The sequence below is a fragment of the Stieleria sp. genome (assembly GCF_041595215.1).
Lineage (GTDB): Bacteria > Planctomycetota > Planctomycetia > Pirellulales > Pirellulaceae > Stieleria > Stieleria magnilauensis.
This window is the reverse complement of sequence record NZ_JBFHKV010000826.1, coordinates 1-3,990: the sequence shown is the minus strand read 5'-3', so window position 1 is coordinate 3,990 and position 3,990 is coordinate 1. Positions and strand designations below refer to the sequence as shown.

Below are 3,990 nucleotides of genomic sequence, written 5' to 3'. Positions count from 1 at the left end.
GGCGTACGCTTCCAGCTTGCGACCCACACAAGCGTCAGCTTGCCAGTGGCGTACGCTTCCAGCTTGCGACCCACCCAAGCGTCAGCTTGCCAGTGGCGTACGCTTCCAGCTTGCGACCCACCCAAGCAGGATGCTTACCCACTTCACACCAACGACCGCGCGTAGCTCAAGACGAACAGCACCATGTGCAGGGGCAACGTGCCGATGGCGGCGTAGCGAAAGCGGCGTCGGGAGAACAGGCCGATGATCGACAAGACCGTCCCGAGCACGGCGACCAAGGCACCTCCGGCGGGAAACCACCACGTGCCCAGGGCCGCAAACACCAGCACGACGACCGCGGCGGACGAGGCACCCATGGCGGTGTAGAGGAACGGACCGTACTCTCCGTAGGCTGCCTCGCCCGAAAGTGTCAGCTTCTTCACCGGTTCGGACGGCGTTTCCAGATCCGTCGGATCGACACGGAAGGGCGATCCGGTGCGGACCGCCGTCTCCACAGCAAGGCTTGCCGCAGCCCCATCGACCGCTGCCGGCTCGACGAGCTTGGCGACAAAGGGGGCGTCCCCGGTTGCCGACGGATCGGTGTTTTCGGTTGGTCCGGGCTGGTCGTTCAAAGGTGAAACGTCGTCGGTTCGATTCATGGACGATGATACTAGGGTGTCGGCGTTGGAGTTTCCCGAACCGATCTCGCTCGTTGACACAGGAAAGCAACTATTCTAATGGATCTTCCCGGCGGGCAGATAGCCATTGAGTTGACGTATTGAATGATGTGTCGATATTAGGTTTGTCGTGCCCCTCCGCAACCGTTTCGTTTCTACCCGATCTAGATTTCATGACATTCCAGCTTTGCAGTTCCTTGTGGTGCCGCCTGACGGTTCGAAACGGGCTTGGCGGAATCCATTCGTTCCGATCACGTTTGGGCGTGATCGCGGTGCTGGCCGGAGTGGTCTGGCTGATCGGAATGGGCTCACCGACCGGGCTGGGAATCAGGACTGTTGGGGCGGCGGACGTTGAAACGGCCCGGCCGTTGCCACCGGAGATTGCCAAGGCGTCGCAAGAGCCGGTCGAAGCGATGTCCGCCATCCGGATCCCCGAGGGCTGGACGATCAGCGTCTGGGCGGCCGAACCCGATGTCGCCAACGTCGTGGCGTTTGACATCGATCGACAGGGACACCTCTATGCGTGCGAGACCTTTCGACAGAATCGTGGCGTGACCGACAATCGCGGCCACGACCAGCAATGGCTGATGGCCGATCTGGCGTCCAAGACGGTCCAAGATCGCATCGATTATCACAAGCGACTGCTGGGGGAGGCCGCGGTGACCTACACCCAGCACGACGACCGGATTCGACGGTTGTCCGACACCGACGGTGACGGCGTGGCCGACAAGAGCGTGGTGCTGGCCAGCGGATTCCATCAATTGGAAGAAGGCACCGGCGCCGGCGTGCTGGCCGTCGACGGCGCTGTCTACTACACCTGCATCCCCAAGCTTTGGAAATTGGTCGACCAGGACGGTGACGGCAAGGCCGATGAACGCGTCGTGCTGTCGGACGGTTATGGAGTCCGGGTCGCGTTTCGCGGCCACGACCTGCATGGACTGGTTCGCGGCTACGACGGACGGCTGTACTTCACGATCGGAGACCGCGGCTACCATCTGCGGACGGCCGAGGGCGAGGTCTTGTCCGACCCGGCCAGCGGCGCCGTGTTTCGCTGCGAGTTGGACGGCACCGGACTGGAAGTGTTCGCCCGTGGGTTGCGAAACCCGCAGGAACTCGCGTTCAACGATCGCGGCGATTGGTTTACCGTCGACAACAACAGCGACAGCGGCGACCAAGCCCGCATCGTGCACGTCTTGCAAGACGGTGACACCGGCTGGCGGATGTATTACCAGTACCTTAGCGACCGCGGTCCCTTCAATCGCGAGAAAATCTGGGAACCGGCCAACCCCGACCAACCCGCGTCGATCATCCCCCCGGTGGCCAATTTCACCGACGGACCGAGCGGTCTGGCGTACTACCCCGGCACCGGATTCGGCGACCACCTCGACGACACGTTCTTGATCTGCGATTTCCGTGGCGGCCCCAGCAACAGCGGCATTCGTTCCTTCAACGTCGAACCGTCCGGCGCGACGTACAAACTGGTCGCCGATGATCAGCCGATTTGGACGTGCCTGGCCACCGACGTCGCGTTCGGCCCCGATGGGGCGCTGTACGTCAGCGACTGGGTCGACGGGTGGGACGGTCTGGGCAAAGCTCGCATCTATCGCATCAGTGATCCCGAGCACGCTGACGATCCCGTTGTCGCGGAAGTGAAGCAGCGACTTGCCGGCGACTGGGACGGCTTGTCACCGGAAACCCTGGCCGAATGGATCGGACATGCCGATCGACGGATTCGCCTGGAAAGCCAATGGGAACTTGCCTCCCGCGGCGAGACCGAGACGCTGGCCGCGATCGCCGCTGATCCAGATGCAACCTCCAAGGCACGTTTACACGCGGCGTGGGGGCTGGACCAAATCGCGCGTCAAAGCGGGTCGGGCGACGAACCCGATGCGATCGCCAAGCGAACCTTGATCGAACTGATCGCGGGCGCCGACGCAGACCTGTGTGTCGCGGCGTTGGCGATCGTCGGCGAACAGGGTTGGACCGATGCTTCCCAACCCGCTCAAACGGCGCTCAAAAGCGAGGACCCGCGGGTGCGGTACGCGGCAATCGACGCGCTTGGACGGCTGAAGGATGCCACGGCGATCGAAGCGGTCCTGGCCAAGGCGGCAACCACCGACGCCAACGATCCGGCGATCCGCCACGCCGCGTCGATGTATTTGGTGCGGGCCGTCAAAGCGGACCGGATTGCCGCCCTGGCCAAACACCCCAATGCCACGGTACGGCTGTTGGGCGCGATCGCACTAGGAAGATTGTCTAGCGGATCGGTCGCAAAATTCCTGCACGATGAGGATCCCCGCGTGGTGCTGGAGGCCGCACGAGCGATCCACGACAAACCGATTGAATTTGCAACCGCCGCGCTGGCGGATTTGATCCGCCAGCCACTGGATTCCGAAGCATTGGCGAGACGCGTGCTGAACGCGAACTACCGAATCGGCAGCGCCGAAGCGGCCAACGCGATCGCAACCTACGCGACCCGTTCCGAAGCGAGTGAAGCGATGCGGATCGAAGCGATCGAGATGCTGGGCAATTGGAGCTCGCCGGGGCCGCTGGACCGAGTCCTGGGTGACTACCGCCCGTTGGATCAACGCGACGCCGCCTTGGCCGCAGCCGCCCTGGAACCGCAAATCGATCTGTTGATGGTCGCACCAGAAAACGTGCGACTTCGAGCGATCGAAGTGGCCGCGTCACTGGGAATTAAAAAGATCGCCGGCGCGCTGGTCGAGCAAGTCGCCGAATCCAGCCGCAGTTCCGACGCACGTGCACGGGCGCTGTCGGCGCTCGCGCGTCTGGATGCGACCAGCGCCGTCCGGCTGGCCGAATCGATTCCCGTCGACAACGCGCGTGGCCCATTGGGTCTGGCCAGTCTGTCCGTGTTGGCCGATCACGCGGCCGAAAAATCGATCGATCGATTCGTCGCGTCCACTGCCAATGCCGACACCCGAATGCGGCAAAAGGCATGGGATATCCTGGCCGAGCTAAAGCACCCCAAGGCGGACGCGGCGATCCGCCAGGCCGTCGACCAATACCTCGACGGCAGCCTGGATGCCCGCGTGCAATTGAACGTGATCGAAGCGGCAAAGGGCCGACTGGATGACGCACAACAAAAGCGGTTGGACGAGTACCGAACCGAATTGGCCCAATCACAACCGCTCGGCAAATGGCTGGATTCTCTTTCCGGAGGCGATCCCGAGCAGGGCGCCACGCTGTTCTTTGGAAAAACCGAACTCTCCTGTGTCCGCTGTCACAAAGTCGATCGCGCCGGCGGTGAGGTAGGCCCCAATCTAACCGTGATCGGGAAAGAGCGTGACGCCCGCTACCTGCTCGAATCGAT

The 3,990-nt window shown here is 62.9% G+C and carries 2 protein-coding genes; one reads left to right on the top strand and one right to left on the bottom strand.

Going from position 1 to position 3,990, the window contains the following annotated elements; translation table 11 throughout:
• Nucleotides 1-143 precede the first annotated feature (143 nt).
• Complete coding sequence (locus ABX749_RS24795; protein ID WP_372898353.1) at nucleotides 144-638, bottom strand: hypothetical protein; 495 nt, start codon at nucleotides 636-638, stop codon at nucleotides 144-146.
• 191 nt (nucleotides 639-829) lie between these two features.
• Between ABX749_RS24795 and ABX749_RS24790 the strand changes: the two genes are divergently transcribed.
• Nucleotides 830-3,990: PVC-type heme-binding CxxCH protein (locus ABX749_RS24790; protein ID WP_372898352.1), on the top strand; the 3,161-nt coding region annotated here is incomplete at its 3' end.

Coding starts and splice junctions, on each gene's coding strand:
- ABX749_RS24795 (WP_372898353.1), bottom strand. CDS start 638: ATGAATCGAACCGACGACGTTTCACCTTTGAACGACCAGCCCGGACCA.